This is a genomic window from Rhizobium anhuiense bv. trifolii, from assembly GCF_024346605.1.
In the GTDB taxonomy this organism is placed as follows: Bacteria; Pseudomonadota; Alphaproteobacteria; order Rhizobiales; family Rhizobiaceae; genus Rhizobium; species Rhizobium anhuiense.
The window spans coordinates 1,572,842-1,597,662 of sequence record NZ_CP098803.1 but is presented as its reverse complement, the minus strand read 5'-3'; the positions used below and the strand labels follow the sequence as shown (position 1 = coordinate 1,597,662).

The following is a 24,821-nucleotide window of genomic DNA, read 5'->3' as shown; positions in this document are numbered from 1 at the left end:
CGTTCGCTAAAATTTGAACTAAATTTGCCGCAAATGCGCGTGAGTTTCGAAAAGCGGCATTCGCAACTTGGCGGTAGGGTGAAAACACACCGGACAACCGGCCTGATTCGGCGACAAGAACCGGACGGGAAACAGGATGGGCAACGACAATGTGGTTTCTGATCAAAGGATCCTTCTGGTTTGGCCTTGTGCTCGTGCTTCTCTCCGTCTTCAGCACGGAGAGTTCCGACAAGTTCGCCAGCGGCCCGCAATTGCAGCTTTCTGACGCCTTCACCGCGGCCAGCGGCGCCTATGACTATCTCACCGGCATGTGCTCGGAAAAACCCGAGGTCTGCGCCAAGGGCGGCGAAACCCTCACCGCACTCGGTTACCGGGCCCGCGAGGGCGCCCGCGTCGCCTATGAACTTCTCGACAGCCAGTTCAAGGACGAGGCGCCGGCGACCGCTAAGCTTGGCGAACCGCAGACGCCGGTCGCACTCAACATGCCTTCGCTGGCAGCACCCACCATCCAGGAAAAGGTGCGCGAGGCAAAGGCCGCGCTCAACCAGCCGATGCCTTACCGCCCGCCCGTCGAGGATGATGCCGCAGCCGAGACGGTGGTAACGGGCGCGATTCCGCTGCCGACGCCAAAGCCGGCGATCTGACGAAATTTCGCGGGCACCCGCCCGCAGTGCCTTTCGGTTTTACAGCTTGCATCGGTGGTCCGCATGACGCGGAGATGCCCCATGCCTGACGTGCCTGCCCTGTTTAATTCAGCATGTTGCTGCGTCGTGAGGATGCCCATCCCTCACGGCGTTTTTTCTATTGTTTGCGCAATTCCTGGCCAAACCGCTTCGCGCTTTGCCTGGGAAAACCGCTTCACACTTTTCCTGGAATTGCTCCGGTCTGCGCAATTCCCGGCAAAACCGCTTCGCGCTTTGCCTGGGAAAACCGCTTCACACTTTTCCTGGAATTGCTCCGGTCTGCGCAATTCCCGGCAAAACCGCTTCGCGCTTTGCCTGGGAAAACCGCTTCACACTTTTCCTGGAATTGCTTTAGTGGTTCAAAACTGCCGGTCTTTCACCTATATGCACATCTAGAGCATTTCCTCACGCATTCCGGACGCAAAACCGCTGCGCACTTTTGCTGGAACTGCTTTAACAGTGAAAGGCTTCTCCATGGCATCCCTCGACCAGATCATCGACGACTTCGCTTTCCTGGACGATTGGGAAGACCGCTACCGCTATGTCATCGAACTCGGCAAGGCGCTGCCCGACCTGGCCGAGGAGAAGCGCACCTCCGAGAACAAGGTGATGGGCTGCGCCAGCCAGGTCTGGCTGGTGACGCATACGACAGGCGATCCCGACAACCCGGTCATGAGTTTCGAGGGTGATTCCGACGCCCATATCGTGCGCGGTCTCGTCGCCATCGTGCTGGCCACCTATTCCGGCAAGCCGGCATCCGAAATTGCCGGGCTCGATGCCTTCGAGATTTTCTCGAAGATCGGGCTGGTGGAGAACCTATCATCGCAGCGCTCGAACGGACTGCGCTCGATGGTGAACCGGATCCGCGAAGAGGCGAAAGTCCGCGTCGCGGCTTGAACGCGATCATGGCCGATCGGCTTTGAAGCAAACAGGCGGTGGATTCGCAAGCGTCCGCTCTGGTGAATCCAGTATATTCACACTTTCTCATAGTATAGGAATACATTCTAAGTCCGCCGGCAAAGCATAAGACGGGATCGCGCACGCTCTCTGGACATCCGCACGAATCATTTGCGCAGGCTCGAAATACTGGAAAGATTATTTTCCTCGCCTTGAAACGGCACACAAAAACATGAGACCGGCCCCTCACTCTAACCTACCGGGTTCGAGCCACAGGGTCTCGACCCATCCTTCGGCCCCCGTAAACGGGGCGAAGGTGATGCCGCGCCTGCGCGAACCGGACAGCAATGGCATGACGCCGTGTCGAGAGCGAAGTTCCACAAATTGAAAAGCCGGGCACTAGGCCCGGCTCTTGTCGTCGACGCTTTCGAAAAAGCTCAGCCGCGGCCGCGCTTGCGGCGCTGACCCAGGCCCATCTCCTTTGCCAGGCGCGAACGCGCTTCGGCATAAGCGGGCGCTACCATCGGGTAATCGGTCGGCAGGTCCCACTTCTCGCGGTATTCTTCCGGCGAGAGGCTGTGATGCGTCATCAGGTGACGCTTGAGGGACTTGAAGTTGCCGCCGCATTCCAAACACGTGATCTGCTCGTCCTGTACGGACTTGCGGACAGAAACTGCAGGCTTCTGCTTTTCGACGATCGCCGCAGCAGGCTGCGGAACGGACGTGTTGCTCAGTGCCGAATGCACGTCGGAAATCAGATTGGCCAAGTCGCTGACCGGTACAACATGGTTGCTGACATAAGCCGCGACGATGTCGGCCGTCAGTTCCACAAGCAGCTCCGGCGCATTGCCGGTCGCTATATCCGTCATATTCTTTCTCCTGTTAGCATGCTCAAACGGTCTTTGACTGACACGTCAAAGACCCGCCTCGTAGAAGCGAACAGCAAAAGTACAGGAAGCGACCTTCTGTTTCGAAAAACGCGAAATCCACCCCTAGATTCCGAAGACCGATACCTATTCTTATACTGCCTGACTGGAAACCACTACGTCATGCTCCACGCGACGGCCTCAGTTTAGACATTAAAAATCAAAACTGAGGGACTTGGAAGCAGTACGATTGCAATTCACAATCAGAACTCTACTTGCATTTTCAAATACCATCGTTTGGCCAAAAGGCCAATTATTATTTGTCGTTTTTCTTGAGAAAAAATGACAGATGAAGAATTGAAGGGCTTTCCGGCAAGCTTTACTCACAGCTTCCTGTGCATAAGTTTTGCATAAATCTGGTAAAGTCGCCAAACAGCACAGGCTCAGCGATCCGGCATATCGTCACGAACCGAGAGTGCAGCGAGATCATATCCCGAATGATGGGCAGCTTTGGCAAGCAGATGGGCAGACACCGGCGCTGTCAGCAGGAAGAAGACGAAGCCGGCAATGGCGCGGGCGAGAATCGCCAGATCTTGCGAATAGAGGCCGGCGGCAAGCAGCAGCAGGCCTGAGCCGACCGTACCGGCCTTCGAGGCCGAGTGCATGCGCATGTAGAGATCGGGCAATCTGACCAGGCCGATCGCCGCCGCCAGCGCAAAGAACGCACCGGCAATCAGCAACGCAGCGGTGATCGCAGCCACGAGATAATCCATCATCGCGTCTTGCCTCCTGCCCGGCGCTTATTCCCGCCACCCTTTGCTGCAGCTGCGGAAGGCGGCGATTTGATGTTGCCGCGCGACAGCACGAATCGGGCGAAGGCGACCGTCGCCAGGAAGCCAACGAGACCGAGCGAGATGGCGATATCGATATAGAGCGAAAAGCCGGTTTTGACCGCGATGACGCTGATGAAACCGATGGCGATGCCGGTCAGCATGTCGAGCGCCAGGATACGATCCGGCAATGTCGGCCCGGCGACGACGCGCCAGACCGTCAGAATCAGCGCCAAGCCGAGGATGACGAGTGCGGCCGAGGATGCGACCGCGACGATGGCGGCAGGTGTGATCATCGGAAGGCCTCCATGATCTTGCGTTCGAAACCGTTGGCGATGTCACGCTTGCTCGCCTCCGGATCGGAACAATCGAGCGCGTGGACATAAAGCGTGCGGCGATCTGTGGAGACGTCGACCGAAAGCGTGCCGGGCGTCAGGGTGATGAGGTTTGCGAGCAAGGTGATCTCGAAATCGCTCGTCACCGTCAAAGGGAAGGCGAAGATGCCGGGCTTCAGCTTCATATCGGGCGAGAGCACGGTGACCGTGACCTTCCAGGCCGACAGCGACAATTCCTTCAGGAACAAAGCGGCGAGCGAGAGCAGCGGGCCGACGCGAGGGATATGCCCCCCCTTGCCGCCGAAAGAGTCGCGGATGACGACCAGCGCCAGGGCCCCAAGCAGGAAGCCGAAGACGAGATTGTGCAGCGAGGCGCTGCCGGTGACGGCGACCCAGGCAATGGCCAGCAGCAGGTTGAAGAGGAAGGCGATCACCGCGCGCCTCCCGGGAAGACCGAATGAAGATAGGCCCCTGGTTCGACAAGGCCGGCGGCCGCCGATTGCGACAGCGCCAGCAGCCGCTCCGGCAGGATGCCGAAGCCGATGACCAGCGCCGTCAGCGCGGCGAGCGGCAGGCCGGTGCGCCAGTTCGCTCTCGACGGAGCGAGCACCATCGCCGCCGGGCGCCAATAGACGAGCAGGAAGAGGCGGCCGAAGGCGATCGTCGTCAAAAAACCGCCGACGAGAATCGCCGCCGCCAGCCACCAGGCGCCGCTATCGAGCGAGGCCTTGACGAGCATGACTTTCGGCCAGAAGCCGGAAAAGGGCGGCAAGCCGCAGGCAGCCAGGAAGAGCACCAGGGAGAGCGCGGTGAAGCCGCCGCTTTGCCGGTAGAGCCCGCCGAGGGCTGACAGTGAAAAGCCGCCGCCGCGCCGGGCGATCTCGCCGGCGGCAAGATAAAGTGCGGTCATCAGCACCATGGAATGGAGCGCATAGAAGACCGCGCCGCTGATGCCGCCAAGGCCGCTGACGCCGCCGAGAGCGACGCCGGCGAGCATGTTGCCGATGCCCGATATGACGACATAGCCGAACAGCCTGCGGATATCGTTTTCGGCAAGAGCGCCGAGAGCGCCGACGACAATGGTAGCGGCAGCGGCGAGCGCGATCAGCGGACTCAGTTCCGCGCGTTCCACCGGCAGCAGCATGACGATCACCCGTATCAGCGCGTAGATGCCGACCTTGGTGAGCAGGCCGGCAAACAGCGCGGAGACCACGATGCGCGGCGTATGATAGGCGGCGGGCAGCCAGAAATTCACCGGGAAGGCGGCCGCCTTCATACCGAAGGCGAGCAGGAAGAGGCTCGCCAGCGTCATCAGCGGTGCGGTGCCGCTCAAATCCCTCGCTCTTGCGGCGATATCGGCCATGTTGAGCGTGCCGAAGGCAGCATAGAGAATGCCGACGCAGATCAGGAACAGCGTCGTGGCGATGAGATTGAGCACCGCATATTTCAGCGCGCCGTCGATCTGTTCACGTTCGGAGCCGAGGATGATCAGCCCGAAGGAAGAGATCAGCAGCACCTCGAACCAGACATAGAGATTGAAGATATCGCCTGTGAGAAAGGCGCCGGTGACGCCGGCCATCAGCAGCATGAGCAGCGGGAAGAAACCGTACCGCCGGCCGCTCTGACCGATATCGGCCAGCGCATAGATGCCGCCGGCGAGCGCCGCAAGAGCTGCTGTGAAGGTCATCAGCGCACCGAAGAGATCGACGGTGAAGGCGATGCCGAAGGGCGGCAGCCAGCGCCCCATGACCATGGTCAGCGGCCCTTCGGCTGCGACCTTGGCGAGCAGCGCCGCATCGATCAGCGCCAGGCCCGCAAGCCCTGATATGGCAAGCCAGGCCTGCACACGTGGATAGCCACGGAGCATCAGCAGAACCGCACCGAGCGTGATGCAATGGGCGACCGGCAGGATGGCGAGCCAATGGGCGAGCGGCACCGGGGCGGCGATCAGGGCATCGGAGAGATCGACGGTGGTTGGGGCGGCCATCAGGTGACGCCTCCACTACCGCGAGAAAGGGTTTGCCATGGGGCAAGCATCCGCACCAGCATCCGCCTCAATACCCCAATGGCGGCAGCGGCCGGTCGTCGGGCTCGGCGGCGCGCATGTCGTTGGTGTCGTCGGTGCCGAGGTCCTGATAGGCGCGATAGGTCAGCACCAGCAGGAAGGCGAGGAAGGAGAAGGAGATGACGATCGCCGTCAGGATGAGGGCCTGCGGCAGCGGGTTGGCCGCACCTACGGGCAAGGTTTCGAGACCCGCCGGAATGATCGGCGGCACCCCGCGCGTCAGCCGGCCACCGGTGAAGAGCAGCAGGTTGACGGCATTGCCGAGGATGGCGATGCCGAGCACGATACGGATCGAGAATTTCGACAGCAAGAGGTAGATGGCGGCGGCGAAGAACAGGCCGACGAGGATCGAAAGAAGCGGCTCCATCATCCCACCTCCTTTTCTTCCAATGCCAGCGCGATCGAGGTGATGGCGCCGAGCACGACGAGATAGACGCCGACATCGAAGAGCATGACGCTCGACAGCGGCACTTCGAGACCGAAGAGGTTCGGATAGATCCAGAGGCCGGTCATGAAGGGAACGGCAAAGAGGATGGAGAGAAGGCCGGCCAGGGTCGACAGCAGCAGGCCGAAACCGGCAATCGACAGTGGATGGAAGAACAGCGCCCGGCGGACGGCGGCAACGCCGCTGGCAATGCCGTAGATCGCCAGTCCCGAGGCGGCGATCAGCCCGCCGATGAAGCCGCCGCCCGGCTCGTTGTGGCCGCGCAACAGCACGAAGACGGAAAACAGCAGCATCAGCGCGGTGAGGAACGGGGCGACGGTGCGGAAGATCAGGGTGTTCATCGGATCAGCCCTCCAGCCCGGGATCATTGGCGGCAAGCTTGCGCTCGGCGCCGGCGCGCATGCGGATCAGCGCCAGGATGGCGAGGCCGGTGACGGCGACGACGGCGATTTCGCCGAGCGTGTCGGTGCCGCGGAAATCGACGATGATGACGTTGACGACATTGGCGCCGTGGGCAATCGATTTCGAATAGGTGTTGAAGAAGACCGTCAGCGCGTCGTTGAACGGCGCCTCGGTCGCCCGCATCAGCAGAAGCGCGAAGCCGAGGCCGCAGACCAGTGCAAGCGCTCCGTCGAAGAGCCTGCGGCCGAGCGGGCGCCGGTCGGCGGGAGAGAGGCGAAGCCTGGTCATGACGAGGGCGAGGATGACCACCGACAGCGTTTCGACCATGAACTGGGTGAAGGCGAGGTCCGGCGCACCGAACAGCAGGAAGATGATGGCGACGGCGAAACCCTGGATGCCGAGCGAGACGATCGCCGTCAGCCGGTCGCGGGCGACGAGCACGGCGGCGAGGCCGAAGGCGGCGATCAGGAAGACCGCCCATTCATGCAGCCTGACATCGGCCGGCCAGGCGGGAAGGCGCGGCAGTTCGCCATAGACGACAAGCGGGACGATGAGGATGGCGGCAACGCAGAGGAAAGTGCAGGTGACATAAATCTCGAGCCGCCCCGGCTGGAGCACACGCATGGCGTGGGCGGCGAAGCGGACAAGGCCGCATATGGCGAGGTCGAAACCGTGATCCGGCCCGCGCCCGGCCGCACGCAGGAGGACGGCCAGCGCCGAGCGGGCGGGCGCGAGCTGCCAGTAGACGCCGATGCCGACGAGCACGGTCAGAGCGGAGAGTGCCAAAGGCAGGCCGAGATGCGGCGTCAGCGAAATGTCGATTTCCACAGGCGTCTGGCGGATGGCGGCTGATATCGGCGAGGACAGAACGGCATGGGTGAAAGTCGAAAAGACCGCCGCGAGCAGGCCGAGGATGGCGAGAACGGCCGGGCCGAGCCAGAGCAGGACGGGCGCTTCGTGCGGATGTTTCGGCGTCTCCACCGGCTGGCCGAGGAAGGGCTTCAGCGCCACGGCGAAGGCGACCGCGAACATCAGCGCATTGCCGAAGACGGTTATGGCGCTAAAGGTCAGCGCGCGGATGTCGCCGCCGATAAGGGCGGTATAGATCTCCTCCTTGGCGAGGAAGCCGAAGAAGGGCGGCAGGCCGGCCATGGAGAAAGCCGCCGCGAGCGCAATGATCCAAGTCAGCGGCATCGCCCGCATCAGGCCGCGGAGCCTGGTGATATCGCGTGTGCCGGTCTCGTGATCGATGATGCCGGCGACCATGAAGAGCGCGCCCTTGAACAGCGAATGCGCCACCAGATAGAGGGCCGCCGCCTCCACCGCATGTTCCGAGCCGAAGCCGATCAGCATGACCAGCAGGCCGAGCGATGAGACGGTGGTATAGGCAAGCTTGAGCTTCAGGTCTGTCTGGCGGATGGCGAGCGTGGTGCCGACCACCAGCGTCAGCCCGCCGAAGAAGGGCAGAAGGATTTCCCAGGCAGCCGTCGCCCCCATGACGGGATTGAGCCGCATCAAGAGATAGACGCCGGCTTTCACCATGGTGGCCGAATGCAGGTAGGCCGAAACCGGCGTCGGCGCCTCCATGGCGTTCGGCAGCCAGAAATGAAAGGGAAACTGCGCCGACTTGGTGAAGGCACCGCCCAGGACCAGGATGAGGGCGGCGAGATAGAGCGGACTTTCGCGCACGACATCGCCGAAGCCTGTGAGCTCAGACATCTGCGTGACGCCTGTGATGTTCCAGAGCAGCAGCAGGCCGGCCAACAGGCAGAGCCCTCCCCCGCCGGTCACAACAAGGGCCTGCAGGGCGGCGCGGCGAGCCGCTTCCCGCTCGTGATCGAAACCGATCAGCAGGAAGGAGGTGATCGATGTCAGTTCCCAGAAGATGAAGAGCATCAGGAAACTGTCGGAAACGACGAGGCCGAGCATCGCGCCCATGAAGAGAAAGATGAAGGAGAAGAAGCGGCCCTGATCCTTGTGTCCCTTGAGATAGCCGCCGGCATAAAGCACGATCAGGGTGCCGATGCCGGTGATCAGCAGCGCGAAAGCCAGCGACAGGCCGTCGAGGAACCAGGAGAAGGAGAGATGATAGCTCGGCACCCAGGCATACCCGCCGGTGACGACCTGGCCGCGCGCGATCTGCGGGACGAAACGCAGGAAATGCAGGAAGGCGAGCAGGGGCGCGATCGCCAGAAGCCAGGCCCCGTTGGCACCGAGCATGCGGATGACGAAGGGGGCGGCAAGAGCGCCGGCGAGCGGGAGACACAGGGCCAGAAATGTCAGAGCCGTGACATCGGCCATGTCTCCTCCCCAACCGCAAAAGAAACGAAACGCCAGCGAAAACCGGCCTGTCTTCATGACTTAGGCGAAACGGGAGGGCGCCTCAAGCGATTTCGGCCGCAGACAAAGCTGCAGGTGTGTTCGAAGCGGTTCAGACCGCAGACCGGCCCGTCGATCAGGCCGTCGGCCGGGAAAGACGCGTCAGCAGCCGGGCGACGCAGCCGTGCAGGACGAAGACCAGAAGCGTCAGCGGCCAGAGCAGGCAGGCGAAGAGGCCGGCGAGACGATGGAGCGTCAAGCCGTCATGGTTGGCCCAGCCTTCCAAAAGCGTGACCGCCATGGCGGCCACGGCGACGAGGCCGTAGAGCAGGACGATTGCTGCTTCAAACACCAGTGATTCCCCAATGCACGTAACATTAACCCTAACAGAAAACCCCTAACGGATGTAAGAGCAAGCGTCCTCCCCCAAAAGCGGTACACGGCGAATTGGGCAGGATGGTGCCCAAGACTTGATGAATCGGTGACGGCGCACCACATTTTGCGCGAAACGGAACCGCCCCTCGGCGAAAGGAGCATGGCATGTCCGAAACTGCAACCACCGCCAAGATCCACAAGACCGATGCCGAATGGAAAGAGCAGCTCACGCCTGAGCAATACCGCATCACGCGCCAGCACGGCACCGAACGCGCCTTCACCGGCCCCTATTGGGATTCCTTCGAGACAGGGCTTTACCGCTGCGTCGGCTGCAATGCCCCGCTTTTCCGCTCCGACACCAAATTCGATGCCGGCTGCGGCTGGCCAAGCTATTTCGAGGCAGTCTCGCCCGATGCGGTGACCGAACATCGCGACACGACCTTTGGCATGGTGCGCACCGAAATCCGCTGCGGCGCCTGCGAGGCCCATCTCGGCCACGTCTTTCCCGACGGCCCGCCGCCGACCGGCCTGCGCTACTGCATCAACGGCCATTCCATGGTGTTCGAACCCGGAAAGTAAGTGCTGAGCCGCGCCATCGGCAAGCGGCTCGTCCGGATGCAATGAGCCGCTGATCTTCTGTGTCGTTCACGCTATCGACGGACCGGTAGTCCCAGGAGAAGCCAATGGCGGGAGATATCCTGAAGACCGATCGGCTGGTGCTGCGGGAGATCACGCCTGCCGACCTGCCGTTTCTCCACCGCATTTTCAGCGATGCCGAATCCATGCGTTATTACCCCGGCATCAAGAGTTTCGACGAAACCGCGCTCTGGTTTCAGAGGCTCGCCTTCGACAGTTATGCCAGTCACGGTTTCGGCCTCTGGGCGGTGACGGACCGGCAGAGCGGCGCGTTGCTCGGAGATTGCGGCATAACGATGCAGGAAACGTCTGCGGGGCTGGAACCTGAGATCGGCTATCATCTGTGGCGCGACCATTGGGGCAAGGGCTATGCGGTCGAGGCAGCCACCGCATGCCGGGACCACGCGCTTGATACCTTTAGTCTTGCGCGCATCGTCTCCATCGTCAGGCCCGACAACATTCCCTCGCGGCGCGTTGCGGAGCGGGTGCACCGGCGGCGAGAAACATTCGCCAAAACAGGCAGCCCCGATGGCGGCATGATGGAATTCTACCTCTACATCACGGACGCGGCGTAGAGCGGTACGGACCCATCACTCGTGGTCGGCGGGACAGGGCCAGCTTGTCGGGGCGGAGAGGCCGGCCGGCAGCTTGGTCGAGGCATCGCCGCAGGCAAGGTCGATCTGCGCCTGTTCGAGCCCGGTGGCGGCCGAGAGGTCGAGACCTTCGATGCGGGTCAAGAACATGAAGGCGCGCTCGAACATCGCCGGGCCTTCGAGGGCCGCGCCGGAGAGATCGGCGCGGGAGAGATTGGCGAAAGAGAATTTCGTCCCCGTCAGCACGGCCTTGTCGAAATCGGCGCGGCCGAGTTCGGCCTTTTCGAAGCTTGCGCCGGCAAGCCGGGCGCCGGCGAAATTGGCCCGCTGCAACTCGGCGCCGGCAAAGGAAGCGCCTTCGGCGATGATATTGGCGAAGCTGGCGCGATAGGCCTCGATCTTGGCGAAGTTGGCGCCTTCGGCATGGGCGCCCTCGAGCGAGGCGCGCACCAAGGTCGCCTTCTCGAGATTGGCGGATTTGACGTTGGCGCCGGCGAGATCGGTCAGCGAGAAATCGGTGCCGAAGAGATTGGCGCCTTCGAGATCACTGCCCTGCAGCATCAGGTTCTTCTTGGTGCATTCCTGCCAGTCGAGCTTTGGCGATGCCAGGCTGCCGCAATCGGCGGCGCGTGCTGCAACCGGCGGAAATGCCAGTAGAATGAGGGCAAGGAGACCGAGCGACGATCTGTGCATTGCCATTGAACTGTTCACCTCCGTGACATTCTGAAGCCGCCTCCGGCGAAGCAGGCTTCTTCCACTTTCTTACACAGCTCAGACTACAATAAAAAGATGGCAAGCGCCCTTCACAATGGGTTGCCGGACGACTCCAGAGGCAAGCGAAGCTCCATGCAGGTAAGGTCCAGCCAGCGGCCGAACTTGGTGCCGACCTCGGAAAATCTGCCGGCGATGCGGAAACCGAGCTTTTCGTGCAGCCTGATCGAGGCGGTGTTCTCAGCCTCGATGCCGGCGATCATCACATGGATATTGGCGGCCGCGGCACGTGCGATCAGTTCCCGCATCAGGCGCTCGCCGATGCCGGCACCGCGGCAATCCTTGTCGACATAGACGGAATGCTCCACCGTGTGGCGGTAACCGTCGAAGGCCCGCCAGTCACCATAGGAGGCGTAACCCGCGACCTTGCCCGCCATCTCGGCAACGATGACGGGAAAGCCGCGCGCCTTGCGCGCCTTGAACCATTCCAGCCGATTTTCAAGATCGACCAGCGTGTCGTTCCAGATTGCCGTCGTGTGCTCGACGGCGTGATTGTAGATATCGCGGATGGCGGAAAGATCGGCTTCGGTGGCGTCGCGGAGGAGGACAGCGTCTGTCATGATGCTCAGGTTCACATTGTCTGCCAAGGCGGCATACGCCCGACCCCGACAGATGTAAACGGCCGTCGTTCAGACACCCGGCGCCGGCAGGCTGAAATAGGTGAAGACGGCCGAATAATGCACCGCCGCAGCGGTGACGACGAAACCGTGCCAGATGGCGTTCTGGAAGCGCAGCTTCTCCCAGACATGGAAGATGACGCCGAGCGAATAGATGACGCCGCCGATGACGATCAGCAGCATCGAGGCCGAGGGAATGCGCGCGGCGACAGGTCCGGCCACCAGCACGCCGCTCCAGCCCATGGCGAGATAAAGCAGGATGGCGAGGCGGTCGTAGCGCCCGGGAAAGACGCATTTCAGGATAATGCCGATAGCGGCGAACAGCCAGATCGCGACCAGCATGAAGAGGAGCAGTGGATCGTCGGCGCCGCGTTCGAGGAAGGGCGTGTAGGTGGCGGCGATCAGCAGGAAGATCGCCGAATGGTCGAAGCGGCGCAGGTACCATTTCGTACGCGAGACCGGCCAGGCGTTGTAGGAAAAGGAAATGGCCAGCGTCAGCACCAGCCCGACGCCATAGATCCAGGCGGCGGCGAGCGCGCCGTAGGAGCTCCAGACCGTGGCGTAGAAAATCAGGACGGTGGCGCCGATCAGCGCCAGCACGAGACCGACGCCGTGGACGATACCGTCGGCGATCAGTTCATATCTGTCGTAAGCCCAGCGAATGCCGTTGAACTCGGCCATGCACGCCAATCCGTTTCATACCCCGGTTGCAATCGTCGCATCGAACGGGTGGAGGCGCAACTGCGGCAAAGCGCACCGGCGGTAAATCTTCGTGACAGCCAGGCAGGCAGTCTGCGCTGCCTTTGATGGTACGCGGACAAGGACTGCGGCCGACGCACGACACGCCGAACAGGCAGTGGCCCAGGATCAAATCTTCTGCCGGTCGACCAGCACCGAGCATTTGGCATGGCGCACGACCCGATCGGCAGTGGCGCCGATGAAGTAGTTGGAAAAGTCCGGAACGTGCGAGGCGACGATGATGAGATCGGCGCCGTGGCTTTCGGCGGTCGAGATGATGGCTTTGGCAGGTGGACCGTTGCGGATCTCGACGGTTGCCGTGACGCCGGTGGTCGCGAGCAGCGCTTGCAGCTTGTCGCGGCTGTCCTGCATGGCGTCCTCGACCATATTGGCCGGCAGTTCGATCGCGACATAGCTCGGCACATCTTCGATGACGTTAAGCGCGATGATCTCGCCGCCGTCATCGAGCAAGGACGCGGCCTTGCGGAGGATCTTTTCTCCCTTTTCGATACCGCCGAGCGCGATCGCTACGATGATCTTCCTGTACATGGCTTCCCTCCATGACTGACATATATAAGCTTCCTCTAAAGAAGATATGAGCGCATTGATCGCAATCAAGTGGGCGCAAGCCATCGTCAACATCTGTTCAACGCTTCATCGTCAAAAACGGGTCTTCTGTGAACAATCGGAATGCGCCATATAGGGGTCAAGTACGGCAGCCAGGGAGATAAAGACGAATGAACCGGCGAAACTTCCTTGAGCTTGCCACGGGCGGCGTGTTTGCCGCCACAGCCGGTACGCCTTCCCTTTCACGGGCCAATTCTCCAGGAGAGTCATCCATGACGAGCGAAACTTCCTATGCGCTGACGCGGCCTGCCTATATCGATCAGTCGCATCTCGTCGTGACCGACCTCGGCCTGGTGTCCGGCTTCTATCAATCGATGCTCGGCCTGAAGGTGATCGAGAAGACGGCGAGCGGCGAAGTGCTGGGTGTCGGCGATCTGCCGTTGCTGACGCTGACCACGGCAAAAGATGCTGCGATCGCGCCCCGCAATGCAGCCGGCCTTTTCCACACCGCCTTCCTGATGCCGAACCGGGTCGAACTCGCACGCTGGCTGCGCCATGCGGCACACAATAATGTCGTGCTCGACGGCGCCTCGGATCATCTCGTCAGCGAGGCGATCTATCTGTCCGATCCCGAAGGCAATGGCATCGAGATCTATGCCGACCGGCCGCACGAACAATGGAAGTTCCACCAGGATGGCATGGTGGAGATGGCGACGCTGCGCCTCGACCTCCAGGCGCTCTACAACAGTGCGCCTGATGAGCGCTGGGACGGCATGGCTGCGGGGACGGCGATCGGCCACCTGCATCTGCAGGTCGGCGACATCCCGCAGGCCGACGCCTTCTACCACGACGTTCTCGGCCTCAAGCTGATGGCGCGTTATCCCGGCGCGAGCTTCTTTGCGACCGGCGGCTACCATCACCATCTCGCCGCCAATATCTGGAACAGCCGCGGCGCCACTGCGCGCGCCGGCAACATGACCGGGCTTTCGGACTACAAGGTCCGCTTCAATGACAAGGCGACGCTGGATGCGGCAGTCTCCAAGCTCGATGCACTGGAGATCAAGAGCGAGAAGCGCGACGGCGGCGTATTCCTCAAGGATCCCTGGGGCATCGGCCTGACGCTTTCGGCATAATTTCCAGGTCGCGTCGGGTCAGCCATAACGGTTGAAGAGGCTTGCGCCATGGAGCAATGCCGTCGACGCAAAGACATGCGGCATGCAGCGTATCGGATGGTCAGTCCAGTCACGGAACCGGAACCCTGTCAACGCGTTTCCGTGAGGAAGCAATGGGGCTTCGGGGACCTCACCGCATGGGCATCGCCAATGGCATCCGCAAACAAGCAAAGAAGATCGCAATCGGCGAACGCCACACCAGCGCCTGGGCACAGTCGCTGAAGGAAGCCGCGGAAGAACTGCCGCCGCCGCCGCCGCTGCACCGTCTGGAAAAGGACGGGCTCGATGTCACCATGGCCTGGGCGATCATCGGCATCTTCGGCATTCTCTTCCTTGCCGCCGTCTACCTGATGTCGCTCATCCTCATTCCGATCACGCTCGCCGTCGTCGTCGGCATGATCCTCGGCATGGCGGCGGAAAAGCTCAGCAAGATGGGCGTGCCGCGGCTTGCCAACGCCTTCATGCTGTCGAGCGGCGTGGCGCTGGTGATCTTCCTGCTTATCAACTCGCTCGCCGACCCGCTGATGACGTTTGCCAATGAAGGCCCGGCCTTCGCCGAGCGAACCATCAACCGCGTCATGCCTTATCTCGAGCGCATCAGATGGCTGCATATTACGCCAGCGACATTCGAAAGCGGGTCGATGTCGATCGGTGCACTGCTCGAAAACACTGGCAACGTGCTGCATGTGGTGACGAGCAGCCTGACGCCGGCGCTGGTGCAGGGGATGATATTCTTTGCGGCGCTGCTGTTCTTCCTCGCTGGTCGGGTCAACCTACGCAAAACGATCATCATGACCTTCCGCACCCGCACGCAACGGCTGGCAGCCATCCGCGTCATCAACGCTGTCGAGCAGGTGCTCGGCTTCTATTTCGCGACGGCCTCGCTGATCTATGTCGGGCTCGGCGTCGTCATGACCGTTATCGCCTATGCCGGCGGGCTGTCTGCCCCGGTGCTCTGGGGCTTCTTCGCCTTCCTCTCGAGCTTCATCCCATACCTTGGCATCACGCTGATGACGCTTGCCGTCGCGGTCGCCGGCATCCTCACCCATGATGGCTTTCTCATCGGCCTGATGCCGGCCGCGGCCTTCTTCACGGTGCATCTCCTCATGGAGAACCTGATCTTTCCCGCAGTGATGGGGCGGCGGTTGGAAATCAATCCCTTCGTCGTTTTTCTCGCCATCCTGTTCTGGACATGGATGTGGGGTGCCGTCGGCGCCATGCTGGCGCTGCCGCTGTCGCTGATCGTCATGACTGTTATCGACGAACTGCTGATCGAGGAAAAACCGCAGCCGCAATTGCCGAAATGATCAACCGGGGGGACGTTCGTGGCAGCTGATCTCGATCTTGCCGAATCCGATCACGACCAGATGGTCAGCGGCCGTTCTCTCTGGGGGAAAAGCGGCATACGACCGGAAAGGCGGCCGATCGCGCAGAGCTTTTCCACCGACGTCGCGGTGATCGGCGGCGGCATCACCGGCGCATTGGTTGCCGAACATCTGACGGCGCGCGGTTTTTCCGTTGTTGTCATCGACCGGGAGCAGCCCGGTTTCGGCAGCACCGCGGCGAGCACGGCGATGCTGCAATGGGAAATCGACAGCACGCTCACCGAGCTCGAGGATTATTATGGCTTCGAGCGCGCGGCCGGCATCTACCGCCGCAGCGGTGCCGCGGTGGCCGGCCTTTCCAAGCTGATCGCCACCAATGGGATTGCCTGCGGCTTCCGGCCGCGCAACACGCTCTATCTCGCCGCCAATCAGGAAGGCGCACGCAATCTCCTGGAGGAGCGCCAGCTTCGCCGCCGGGCCGGCCTGCCCGGCGTCTATCTCGAACATCCCGATCTCTTCACCCAATTCGAACTCGACCGGGATGGCGCGATCTATTCGCCGGGCTCGGCGGAATGCGATCCGTTGCTTCTCACCTGGGCGCTGCTGGAGATGGCGATACGGCGCGGCGCGCGGCTGGTCAACGCTTCCGTGACGGCACTTCACAGCGAAGGCGATCACGTCACGATGGAGACGGATGGAGGCCATCTGATCGAGACGCGGCATGTCGTGCTGGCGACCGGCTATTCGATGCCGGGCCTCGACATGCCGAAGCTGCATCGGTCGAGTTCGAGCTGGGCGCTCGCCACCGTGCCGCAGGACCCGGCACATTTCTGGCGCGACAGGGCGCTGATCTGGGAGGACAGCCACCCCTATCTCTACATGCGGACGACCGCGGACAATCGCATCGTCGCCGGCGGCGAGGATGACGAGACGATCGACGCGCAGACGCGCGACCGCAAGCTGCCGGCCAAGATCACGGCGATCCGGGAGAAGATGAAGCGGCTGTGGCCGAAGGCGGATACGCGGGTGGAACACGCCTGGAGCGGCACCTTCGGTGAGACGGTCGACGGCCTGCCGCTGATCGGCCCGGTGCCGGAGACGCCGCATGTGTTCGCCGCCTATGGCTACGGCGGCAACGGCATCACCTTTTCCTATCTCGCCGCGCAGATGATCGGCGCCATGCTGGCCGGTATGCAGCGCGACTGGTTCGAGGATTTCGCGCTCGACAGGGACGGACCGGGTTTGCGTCGTTTTGGAGAGGATGTGGTGCGGGTGGGCAAGGAGCTGAGGTAAGGTCTCATATTGACTGTCGTGGCGTGGGCGCCCCCCTGGCATACCTTCAGCCGCAAAATCACTCCGTCGTCTTGTCGTCGCCAGTGTCCTCGACGTCCTCGAGGCGGACGAACTCGGTCCCCTTGGCCTTCAGATCGACCAACGCCTTGGCCACCCCCTCGCCGGCCGCATGGGTCGGCTGGTTGACGTGGGAGATGACGACATCGCCATCCCTGGCCGAAGCGATGCGCCTTTCGGTGATCGCGGCTCCCAGCAGCGAGCCGCCGTCGCCGTTCACCGAATAACCGGCAATGCGATAACCCATGGCGCGGATCTCGCCGATGGCGGAAAGATCGTATTTGGCGGTCGAGCCGCGGAACCAGTGCGGCGCCGGAATGCCGGCCGCGACCATGGCGGCAGCGCCGCCTTCAACTTCCTGCCGCACCGCCTGCGGTGATCCGGCGGAAGCGATGCCATAGATCAGCGTCGGCGTGTCGACGGCCGGAATATGGTTCTCGCCATGGTTTTCGAGTTCGAAGAGATCGGGATTCTGCAGGAACACGGCGACGGCAGCGGGATTGCGCTTCAGCCAGCGGGCGGTGACGAAGATCGTCGCCGGGATGCGTTCCCGCACCAGCGTCGACAGGATGCGCTCGTCCGCCTGGCCCATGCAGGCATCAAAGGTCAGCGCAATGCGGGCGTGGCCGGCAAGATTGGAGCGGGCGATATGCAGATGCGGCTCGACGAGCTTTGGCGCCGGCGCCTTCGGGGCCGGGCTGATTACGGCCGAGGCCGGTCCAACGGCGGCAGGCAGCGTTGGCGGCACTTCATCCGCCAATGCCGCGGACATGTTGGCCAGTAGGAACGCCGAAGCGAGCAGGATGCGGTTCATATTGTGGATTTCTACGATTCGATCCGGCAGTTCTAACGGTTGGGTTTGCCCGGCGCCATGTGGCCGGATGTCACCGCACCCGTTTGGGCGGACGGAGCCGCATCAATCGTAAAGATAATACTTGTCCCACTTCTCGCGCGGCACCTTCTCGCCGATCTCGTAGTTGAGCTCGCGCACGTTGATATGCTGCGGACCGGTGATGCAATTGTAGGAGAGATGATACCAGTCGCCCTTGCTGCGGAAGACCGCGCCCGGCGCCTGCAGCGAATTGTCGCCGGGGATCGGGTCCTTGAACGTATAGGCGATGACCTTGTCGGGCTTGAAGCCGGTGCTGTCCTTGTTGATGCGGCTCATCGCCTCGGTGTCGCAGCTCTGTTCCAGCCGGGTCGAGGGATCGAGTTTTTCCAGCTGCTTCTTGATGGCGGGATCGACGGCGAAGGCGGGGGCAGCAAGGCTTGCGAGGGATACAAACAGGAGCAGACGTTTCGGCATTGTGGAGAAAATCCCTTACTGTTGTCCATTCTTCACCCTGCCACCGACGGCTTGCCGGAGGCTTGGCACGTGCAAATTTCGCGCAACGAGAGCGGACTTTCTTAAATATTGTGGTGACATCAAGGCAAGGCGGGCAGAGCGCCCTCCTTGCCTGTGGAAGGGCACCTCGACCCTTGGCGCATCCTTGCCGCTTGATCCGGGGCCGGTGCGCCTCTATCTCTTGCCAACCCGACATTCCCACCGGAGCCATTCCTTGTCCGTTTTCAAAAGTCTGCCGACACCGCCTGCCGCACCGAAGAAGCCGATCTCCGATATGCGCCACGGCATTACCCGCACGGACGATTATGCCTGGCTGCGCGCCGACAACTGGCAGGCGATGTTCAAGGATCCGTCGATCCTCGACCCTGATATCCGCCGGCATCTGGAAGCCGAAAACGCCTATATGAACGCAGCGATGGAAGACACCAAGCCGCTGCAGAAGGTGTTGTTTTCCGAAATGCGCGGCCGCATCAAGGAGGACGACAGCTCGGTGCCGATGAAGGACGGCGCCTATGCCTACGGCACCTTTTATGTCACCGGCGGCGAACAGCCGCGCTATTTCCGCATCGCCCGCGACGGCAATGTCGCCGACGAGACGATCCGCACCGTGCTGCTCGACGGCGACAAGGAGGCCGCCGGCAAGGCCTATTTCCGCCTCGCCGGTCTCGACCATACGAGCGACCACAGCCGCGGCATCTGGGGCTATGACGACAAGGGCTCGGAATTCTTCACGCTGCAGGTCCGCGATCTCGCAACCGGCGAGGACCTTGCCGACCGGATCGAGAATACCGGCGGCGGCGGCGTCTGGGCGCCCGACGGCAAGAGCTTCTTCTATTCGGCGCTGGACGAGAACCACCGGCCGTCGAAGGTATTCCACCACATTCTCGGCCAGCCGCAGTCGGAAGACCGGCTGGTCTACGAAGAGCCGGATGCCGGCTTCTTCATGGGCGTCGGCGGCTCGCTGCTCGACGATTTCATCTATATCGACATTCACGACCACGAGACCAGCGAATACCGGCTGCTGTCGACCAAGGACCTGACCGCCGAGCCGAAGCTTGTGGCGGCGCGCGAGGAAGGCATCGAATATTCGCTGACCGAGGGCCGCGACGTCTTCTACATCCTGACCAATGACGGCGGCGCCAAGGATTTCAAGATCATGGAAGCGCCGGTTGATAAGCCGGGCAAGGAAAACTGGCGCGAAGTGGTGCCGCACAAGCCCGGCACGCTTGTTATCAGCCACATGGCCTATGCCCGCCATCTCCTCTGGCTGGAGCGCAAGGACGGGCTGCCGCAGATCATGATCCGCGACCGGGCGACCGGCGAGGAGCATGCGATCGCCTTTGCCGAGGAAGCCTATTCGCTGGGGCTGCAGGGTGCAGCCGAATACGACACGGATATCATCCGCTTCTCCTATTCCTCGATGACGACACCGTCGCAGCTCTACGACTACAACATGGTGACGCGCGAACGCACGCTGTTGAAGACGCAGGAGGTGCCGTCCGGCCACAATCCCGACGACTACATCACCCGCCGCGTCTTCGCCCCGGCCTGGGATGGCGAGAAGGTGCCGGTCACCCTGCTCTATCGCCGGGATACCCCCCTCGACGGCACGGCACCCTGCCTTCTCTACGGCTACGGCGCCTACGGCATCACCATTCCGGCCGGCTTCAACACCAATTGCTTGTCGCTCGCCGACCGCGGCTTCGTCTATGCCATCGCCCATATCCGCGGCGGCAAGGACAAGGGGTTTGCCTGGTACGAAGACGGCAAGATGGACAAGAAGACGAATACCTTCAAGGACTTCGTCGCCGCGGCCGATTATCTGAATCAACAGAAGTTCACCTCTTACGCGAAGATCATCGCCGAGGGCGGATCGGCCGGCGGCATGCTGATGGGCGCGGTTGCCAATATGGCGCCGGAGAAGTTCGCCGGCATCATTGCCGCCGTTCCCTTCGTCGACGTGCTCAACACCATGCTGGACGATACGCTGCCGCTCACCCCGCCCGAGTGGCCGGAATGGGGCAACCCGATCGACAGCAAGGAAGAATACGAGCAGATCGCCTCCTACTCGCCCTATGACAATGTCGGTGCGAAAGCCTACCCGCCGGTTCTGGCGCTCGGCGGCCTGACGGACCCGCGCGTCACCTATTGGGAGCCGGCCAAATGGGTGGCGAAGCTGCGCGATAAGACGACCGGCGACGCGCCGATCCTGCTCAAGACGAATATGGACGCCGGCCATGGCGGCGCTTCGGGCCGCTTCCAGCGGCTGGAAGAGATCGCCTTCGAGTATGCGTTTGCGATCAAGGTTGCGGGGAAGATGTAAGGGTTGGGTGGGGCGTCACAGAGGCCAGGGAGAGAGAAATGCCCGTCTATGTCGCCCTACTCCGCGCCGTCAATGTCGGCGGCACCAGCTCTCTGCCGATGGCCGAGCTGAAGGCAGTCTGCGAAGGCCTCGGCTTTACCGAGGTGAAGACCTACATCCAGAGCGGCAACGTGCTTTTCCGCTCGGACGAGGCGGAAAAGACGGTGGAGGAGCGGCTCGACGAAGCGCTCGGCAAAAAGATGGGCAAGCGGCCAGGGGTGATGGTGCGCAGCCGCAAAGAACTCGACAAGATCGCTGCCGACGCCCCCTTTCCCGAGGCCAAGCCGAACTTCCTGCTCGTCCACTTCCTGCCCGAAAAGGCACCCGGTGATGCGCTGGAAAAGATGGTGGCGCCCGATGGCGAGGAGGCCAAGCTCGCCGGCCGGGAAATCTATGTGCATTATCCCAATGGATCCGGCCGCTCGAAGCTGAAACTGTCGGCGCTGAAGCCCGCAACCTCGCGCAATCTCAATACCGTGCGCAAGCTCGCCGAATTGGCAGCGGCGCTGGAAGGCAAGGACTGAGGGGCCTCAAAAAGTCAGTGCGGTTCTGCGCTTCCAAGAAAAGTTGAATCGCCCGACGCCCTCGGCATTTCCACCACCGGCAGAAAGAGCATCTTCACGAAGGTGCGCAGCATCAGCACCTGTTCGGCCAGCGTGTTCGGCTCCTTCAGCGTCTTCGACAGGACGATGCCGCCTTCCAGGACGGAGGACACCATGTCGGCGAGCTGGTCGACATTGACGGGTTCGCGCGGCGGATAGATGGCCATGATCTCCCGCAGCATGCGGCCGAAACGGCGCCGCCATGCAAGCACCGCATTCCGATTGGTCTCCTGTATCTCGCGGTCGAACAACCGCTCGTAGTAGCAGACGGTCGCCACGAGGCAGCCGGGATGGCCGTTCGGCAGGTCGGAGAGCAGTTCGGACAGCAGCTTCAGACCGAGCAGGAAGGATTGCAGCGGATCGTCGACCAGATCGCGCGCGCGGCTGAAGATCTCATCGTAGATGCGCTCGTCATTTTCGATGTAGCGGTTGAGCAGCGCCTTGGCGAGCTCGTTCTTGTCCCGGAAATGATAGAAGAAGCCGCTCTTGGTGATGCCGGTCTCGGCGATCAGCTCCTCGATGGAGGTGCCGCCGAAACCCTTCTGCAAGACCGCCGCTTCGGCCACATCGAGGATGCGGGTCCGCGTTTCCTCGCCCTTTCGCATGTCCCCTCCTGCCCTGGCTCCTGTACCGGCGGTACGGTTTTCAGCGCCGCATATTCAGATCTGCCATCGCCCCGGCAGCATCGACTGAAGCAAGCAATTGATATCCATCGGCAAAACCCAAAACCGCCTGGAGTATACCTCAAGTCGCCTAGTTTGGCAGCCGAATAAGCGTCAGAACATCATTCATCGACAGCAGCCGTATCTGGCGCTGCGAGGGAGAGACTTCACAATGGCAAAGTACAGAAACGGTTTGCCGCAACTCAAAGGCGGCACCTTCATTACCGATGGCGGCATGGAAACGACGTTGATATTTCACGAAGGGATCGAACTTCCGCATTTTGCCGCCTTCATATTGCTGGCTTCCGAAGAGGGGCGGCAGCGCATGCGGAATTACTATCGCCGCTACCTCGATATCGCACGGCGCCACGGCACAGGCTTCGTGCTCGACACTGCCACATGGCGGGCCAATCCGGACTGGGGGCAGAAGCTCGGCTATACCAGCGAAGCCTTGAAGGCGGTCAACGAGGAGGCCGTCGACCTGCTCGTCGGCTTGCGCAGCGCCTATGAGCGGCCGGAGCAGCAGATCGTCATCAGCGGCGCGATCGGCCCGCGCGGCGACGGCTATAAGGCGGGCATCATGGATGCGGCCGAGGCGGAGGACTACCACGCCTTCCAGATCGCGGCTTTCGCCGGTACGGAGGCGGATATGGTGAGCGCCTTCACGCTGACCAATATCGACGAGGCGATCGGCGTGGCGCGGGCGGCACAGGCGCTCGGCATGCCCTCGGCCATCTCCTTCACGCTGGAGACGGATGGCCGGCTGGTGACGGGCCGCAGCATTCAGGACGCCATCGAGACGACGGATGCGGCCACCGGCGGGGCGCCGGCCTATTACATGATCAACTGCGCGCATCCGACGCATTTCGAAGCCGCGCTCGATCCCGAAAGCGCCTGGGTGAAGCGCATTTCCGGCATCCGCGCCAATGCCTCGACCATGAGCCACGAACAGCTGGACAATAGCGAGACGCTGGATGCCGGCGATCCCGCAGATCTCGGCCGCCGCTACCGCAGACTGCTCGACCGCATGCCCGCGGTGCGTGTGCTCGGCGGCTGCTGCGGCACCGACCACCGCCATGTCGCGGCGATCTGCGAGGCATGCCTGCCGCAGGCGGCGTGACGACCTGAGAGGGAGGAGAGAATGACGATTGGATGGACGATGATGGGAGTGGTGACACGGGAGCACGGCTGGCACGATCTGTGGCTTGCGATCACGGGACGGCACAGGCGCCCCGAGCCTGAGGCGGCCGTGGAGGTGGCGCTGCGCGATAGCGATCTCGCCTTCGACGGCCAGGTGACCTCCGGGCTTCAGGCGGAGCGGCGTGAGGGCCGGTCCTCGCGACGCAGGCGGCTGCGGGAGCCGGTCGGCTTCTGACGAAGGGAAAGACGGCGTCAGCCTTTGGCGACGCCTTTCGCCGGTTTGGCCTTGTAGCCGCTGATCTCCTCGCCGGCGGTCGGGGAGAAGCGCAGGTTCCAGAAGGTCGCGGTGATCGAGATGATCGTGACGACGACGAAGGCTGCCGAAAAATCGCCAAGGGCGGGCGTTTCGGCGCCTGACAGGGCCATGGAGCCGTGCAGCGCCAAGGCGCCGATGCAGATGCCGAGCGACAGCATCAGCTGCTGGAAGGTGGTGTAGAAGCTGGTGGCCGAGCTCATCCGCTCCTTGTCGATCTCGTCATAGGCAATGGTGTTATAGGCGGTGAACTGGAACGACAGGAAGAAGGCGCTGAGCACCAGGACGACGAAGATCAGCGGCATCGGCCAGTCCGGCCGGAAGGCGGCGCAGAGGCCATAGCCAATCGTGCCGAAGATGCCGTTGAGGACGAGGCTGCGGCGGAAGCCCAGCCGGCTGAAGACGAACTTTGCCATCGGCTTCATGGCGAGCGCGCCGATCGCGGTGGCGATGACGATCTGGCCGGCCGCGGCGGCAGACAGACCGAAGCCGATCTGGAAAAGCAGCGGCAGCAGGAAGGGCTGCGCCCCTTGCGTGATGCGCGTCAACGAACCGGCGATGACTGACGTGCCGAAACTCGGCACCTTCATCAGCGAGAAATCCATGATCGGCGACGGGTGTTTGCGGGCATGCTTGAGATAGGCGATGCCGAAGATGAGGCCAAGGGCGATCAGGACGATCGAGAAGGCGCCCTCGCCTTCATGGCTCGACATTTCGAAGCCGAAGAGCAGCGAGCCGAGCGAGATTCCGGAGAGGATGAAGCCGATCGTATCGAAGGGACCGCTGGCCTTGCCCTTCACCTCGTCAATGTAGATCGAGACGAAGATCATGCCGACGATGCCGACCGGCACGTTGATATAGAAGATCCAGCGCCAGTCGAGATAGGTGACGATGAAGCCGCCGAGCGGCGGACCGATGATCGGGCCGATCAGCGCCGGCACGAGCAGCCATGACATGGCGCTGACCATATCCTTGCGGTCGACGCTGCGCATCAGCACCAAGCGCCCGACCGGCATCATCATCGCGCCACCCATGCCCTGCAGCAGCCGCGCCAGCACCAGGAAGGACAGCGTCGGCGCGAGCGCACAAAGGATGGAGCCGGCGACGAAGACGGCGATGGCGGCGCGGAAGACGGTGCGCGAGCCGAAACTGTCGGCCATCCGGCCGCTTGCCGGAATGAAGATCGCCAGGCTCAGGAGATAGGAGGTGAGCGCGATCGACATGGCCGGCGCGCTGACGGCGAAATCGCGCGCCATTGTGGGCAGCGCCGTCGCCAGCACGGTCGCATCGATATTTTCCATCAGCATCGCACTCGCGACAATCATCGCGATCACCCGGAAATTGGGCGCGGCGCGCCGAACCATCGGCGCCTGGTAAATCTGATCCGACATCGTCCGGAATCACTCGCGGT

Annotated in this window: 28 protein-coding genes; 11 read left to right on the top strand and 17 right to left on the bottom strand. The window is 62.3% G+C overall.

Translation table 11 applies throughout. The annotated features are described in order from the left end of the window. Positions 1-149 precede the first annotated feature (149 nt). Both NE851_RS16490 and NE851_RS16485 read left to right on the top strand, forming a co-directional pair. Entirely contained in the window at positions 150-644 is a 495-nt protein-coding gene (locus NE851_RS16490; RefSeq protein ID WP_028757572.1) for a DUF5330 domain-containing protein, read from the top strand. A gap of 513 nt (positions 645-1,157) precedes the next feature. Next, entirely contained in the window at positions 1,158-1,580 is a 423-nt protein-coding gene (locus NE851_RS16485; protein WP_028757571.1) for a SufE family protein, read from the top strand. Positions 1,581-2,017: 437 nt separating this feature from the next. Here the strand turns inward: NE851_RS16485 and NE851_RS16480 are convergent, their stop codons facing one another. The 9 genes from NE851_RS16480 to NE851_RS16440 all read right to left on the bottom strand — a co-directional run bounded on the left by NE851_RS16480 (position 2,018) and on the right by NE851_RS16440 (position 9,194). Next, positions 2,018-2,449 (bottom strand): Ros/MucR family transcriptional regulator, encoded by a 432-nt coding sequence (locus NE851_RS16480; protein ID WP_003557810.1) that lies wholly within the window; start codon positions 2,447-2,449, stop codon positions 2,018-2,020. Positions 2,450-2,889: 440 nt separating this feature from the next. After that, entirely contained in the window at positions 2,890-3,222 is a 333-nt protein-coding gene (gene mnhG / locus NE851_RS16475) for a monovalent cation/H(+) antiporter subunit G (protein WP_097623220.1), read from the bottom strand. Then, positions 3,219-3,572, bottom strand: a complete 354-nt coding sequence (locus NE851_RS16470) for a cation:proton antiporter (protein ID WP_063476654.1) — start codon at positions 3,570-3,572, stop codon at positions 3,219-3,221. The genes mnhG and NE851_RS16470 overlap by 4 nt, the downstream gene beginning before the upstream one ends. After that, positions 3,569-4,045: a Na+/H+ antiporter subunit E gene (locus NE851_RS16465; protein ID WP_063476653.1), complete on the bottom strand. Its 477-nt coding sequence runs from the start codon at positions 4,043-4,045 to the stop codon at positions 3,569-3,571. Before NE851_RS16465 ends, NE851_RS16470 begins: the two co-directional genes overlap by 4 nt. Beyond that, complete coding sequence (locus NE851_RS16460; RefSeq protein ID WP_097623221.1) at positions 4,042-5,598, bottom strand: Na+/H+ antiporter subunit D; 1,557 nt, start codon at positions 5,596-5,598, stop codon at positions 4,042-4,044. Before NE851_RS16460 ends, NE851_RS16465 begins: the two co-directional genes overlap by 4 nt. A 67-nt stretch (positions 5,599-5,665) precedes the next feature. Continuing rightward, positions 5,666-6,046, bottom strand: a complete 381-nt coding sequence (locus tag NE851_RS16455) for a Na+/H+ antiporter subunit C (protein ID WP_373289070.1) — start codon at positions 6,044-6,046, stop codon at positions 5,666-5,668. After that, positions 6,043-6,462: a Na(+)/H(+) antiporter subunit B gene (locus tag NE851_RS16450; RefSeq protein WP_028757652.1), complete on the bottom strand. Its 420-nt coding sequence runs from the start codon at positions 6,460-6,462 to the stop codon at positions 6,043-6,045. Before NE851_RS16450 ends, NE851_RS16455 begins: the two co-directional genes overlap by 4 nt. Positions 6,463-6,466: 4 nt before the next feature. After that, positions 6,467-8,824, bottom strand: a complete 2,358-nt coding sequence (locus NE851_RS16445; RefSeq protein WP_097623222.1) for a putative monovalent cation/H+ antiporter subunit A — start codon at positions 8,822-8,824, stop codon at positions 6,467-6,469. 154 nt (positions 8,825-8,978) lie between these two features. Then, complete coding sequence (locus NE851_RS16440; RefSeq protein ID WP_025570652.1) at positions 8,979-9,194, bottom strand: hypothetical protein; 216 nt, start codon at positions 9,192-9,194, stop codon at positions 8,979-8,981. A gap of 188 nt (positions 9,195-9,382) precedes the next feature. On the opposite strand from NE851_RS16440, the gene msrB reads away from it, so the two are divergent. Both msrB and NE851_RS16430 read left to right on the top strand, forming a co-directional pair. Beyond that, positions 9,383-9,796: a peptide-methionine (R)-S-oxide reductase MsrB gene (gene msrB, locus NE851_RS16435; protein ID WP_025570650.1), complete on the top strand. Its 414-nt coding sequence runs from the start codon at positions 9,383-9,385 to the stop codon at positions 9,794-9,796. A 104-nt stretch (positions 9,797-9,900) separates the two neighbouring features. Further along, entirely contained in the window at positions 9,901-10,428 is a 528-nt protein-coding gene (locus NE851_RS16430; protein WP_097623223.1) for a GNAT family N-acetyltransferase, read from the top strand. A 15-nt stretch (positions 10,429-10,443) separates the two neighbouring features. On the opposite strand, the gene NE851_RS16425 is transcribed toward NE851_RS16430, so the two are convergent. The 4 genes from NE851_RS16425 to NE851_RS16410 form a co-directional block, all read right to left on the bottom strand. Next, positions 10,444-11,145 (bottom strand): pentapeptide repeat-containing protein, encoded by a 702-nt coding sequence (locus NE851_RS16425; protein WP_028756900.1) that lies wholly within the window; start codon positions 11,143-11,145, stop codon positions 10,444-10,446. 104 nt (positions 11,146-11,249) lie between these two features. Further along, positions 11,250-11,777 (bottom strand): GNAT family N-acetyltransferase, encoded by a 528-nt coding sequence (locus NE851_RS16420; protein WP_025570645.1) that lies wholly within the window; start codon positions 11,775-11,777, stop codon positions 11,250-11,252. Between the two features lie 69 nt (positions 11,778-11,846). Then, a complete protein-coding gene (trhA, locus tag NE851_RS16415) occupies positions 11,847-12,515 on the bottom strand; it encodes a PAQR family membrane homeostasis protein TrhA (RefSeq protein ID WP_254961588.1) in 669 nt (222 codons plus the stop codon). A 186-nt stretch (positions 12,516-12,701) separates the two neighbouring features. Further along, a complete protein-coding gene (locus NE851_RS16410; protein WP_028756897.1) occupies positions 12,702-13,121 on the bottom strand; it encodes a universal stress protein in 420 nt (139 codons plus the stop codon). A 290-nt stretch (positions 13,122-13,411) separates the two neighbouring features. Between NE851_RS16410 and NE851_RS16405 the strand changes: the two genes are divergently transcribed. The 3 genes from NE851_RS16405 to NE851_RS16395 all read left to right on the top strand — a co-directional run bounded on the left by NE851_RS16405 (position 13,412) and on the right by NE851_RS16395 (position 16,929). Further along, positions 13,412-14,272, top strand: coding sequence for a VOC family protein (locus NE851_RS16405; RefSeq protein ID WP_047614286.1), 861 nt, complete (start codon positions 13,412-13,414; stop codon positions 14,270-14,272). Positions 14,273-14,448: 176 nt separating this feature from the next. Then, positions 14,449-15,618 carry an AI-2E family transporter gene (locus NE851_RS16400; protein WP_025570172.1) on the top strand — a complete coding sequence of 390 codons (1,170 nt, stop codon included), beginning with the start codon at positions 14,449-14,451 and terminating at the stop codon, positions 15,616-15,618. A gap of 18 nt (positions 15,619-15,636) precedes the next feature. After that, positions 15,637-16,929, top strand: coding sequence for an NAD(P)/FAD-dependent oxidoreductase (locus NE851_RS16395; protein WP_097623224.1), 1,293 nt, complete (start codon positions 15,637-15,639; stop codon positions 16,927-16,929). Between the two features lie 58 nt (positions 16,930-16,987). Here NE851_RS16395 and NE851_RS16390 read toward each other — a convergent pair whose 3' ends face one another. Both NE851_RS16390 and NE851_RS16385 read right to left on the bottom strand, forming a co-directional pair. Beyond that, positions 16,988-17,800, bottom strand: a complete 813-nt coding sequence (locus NE851_RS16390) for a polysaccharide deacetylase family protein (RefSeq protein WP_063476645.1) — start codon at positions 17,798-17,800, stop codon at positions 16,988-16,990. A gap of 102 nt (positions 17,801-17,902) precedes the next feature. Further along, positions 17,903-18,292: a DUF930 domain-containing protein gene (locus tag NE851_RS16385; protein WP_025570167.1), complete on the bottom strand. Its 390-nt coding sequence runs from the start codon at positions 18,290-18,292 to the stop codon at positions 17,903-17,905. A 253-nt stretch (positions 18,293-18,545) separates the two neighbouring features. On the opposite strand from NE851_RS16385, the gene NE851_RS16380 reads away from it, so the two are divergent. Both NE851_RS16380 and NE851_RS16375 read left to right on the top strand, forming a co-directional pair. Then, positions 18,546-20,654 (top strand): S9 family peptidase, encoded by a 2,109-nt coding sequence (locus NE851_RS16380; protein ID WP_097623225.1) that lies wholly within the window; start codon positions 18,546-18,548, stop codon positions 20,652-20,654. Positions 20,655-20,692: 38 nt separating this feature from the next. After that, a complete protein-coding gene (locus NE851_RS16375) occupies positions 20,693-21,217 on the top strand; it encodes a DUF1697 domain-containing protein (RefSeq protein ID WP_047614278.1) in 525 nt (174 codons plus the stop codon). Between the two features lie 14 nt (positions 21,218-21,231). Here the strand turns inward: NE851_RS16375 and NE851_RS16370 are convergent, their stop codons facing one another. Next, positions 21,232-21,900 (bottom strand): TetR/AcrR family transcriptional regulator, encoded by a 669-nt coding sequence (locus tag NE851_RS16370; protein WP_047614276.1) that lies wholly within the window; start codon positions 21,898-21,900, stop codon positions 21,232-21,234. A 229-nt stretch (positions 21,901-22,129) separates the two neighbouring features. On the opposite strand from NE851_RS16370, the gene NE851_RS16365 reads away from it, so the two are divergent. Beyond that, positions 22,130-23,077, top strand: coding sequence for a homocysteine S-methyltransferase family protein (locus NE851_RS16365; RefSeq protein ID WP_048338342.1), 948 nt, complete (start codon positions 22,130-22,132; stop codon positions 23,075-23,077). 21 nt (positions 23,078-23,098) lie between these two features. Next, positions 23,099-23,332 carry a hypothetical protein gene (locus tag NE851_RS16360; RefSeq protein WP_254961584.1) on the top strand — a complete coding sequence of 78 codons (234 nt, stop codon included), beginning with the start codon at positions 23,099-23,101 and terminating at the stop codon, positions 23,330-23,332. Positions 23,333-23,349: 17 nt separating this feature from the next. Here the strand turns inward: NE851_RS16360 and NE851_RS16355 are convergent, their stop codons facing one another. Continuing rightward, positions 23,350-24,801, bottom strand: a complete 1,452-nt coding sequence (locus NE851_RS16355) for an MFS transporter (protein WP_254961583.1) — start codon at positions 24,799-24,801, stop codon at positions 23,350-23,352. Positions 24,802-24,821 lie beyond the last annotated feature (20 nt).